We start from the raw sequence: 303 nt of genomic DNA on the forward strand, positions 1-303 counted from the left end.
CTGGTCGGCTGGGATCCTGGTGGGCATGCAGGGTGAGGCTGATCGGCAGGGCGAGTTTCTCGACGTCGGATCGTTGGTGGGGCATCTGCTCGCCGAGGGGTCGGTGTTCGCGTTTTTGGCTGAACATCGGGCACGGTTGTTTCCGGCGGAGATGTTCGCCGAACTGTTTCCCAGCGGTCAGGGCCGGCCGTCGATCCCGCCAGATCAGATGGCGACAGTGATTGTGTTGCAGTCGCTGTACGGCTTGTCTGATCGCGAAGCTGCTGATGCGGCCATGTTCGATCTGCGGTGGAAAGCTGCGTG

Annotated in this window: 1 protein-coding gene; it reads left to right on the forward strand. The window is 62.0% G+C overall.

From position 1 onward, the window contains the following. Nucleotides 1–25 precede the first annotated feature (25 nt). The coding region (locus tag QSJ19_RS26685) for a transposase (RefSeq protein ID WP_286324068.1) at nt 26–303 on the forward strand (278 nt) is incomplete at its 3' end.

The organism is Gordonia sp. ABSL11-1 (assembly GCF_030315685.1).
Taxonomy (GTDB): Bacteria; Actinomycetota; Actinomycetes; order Mycobacteriales; family Mycobacteriaceae; genus Gordonia.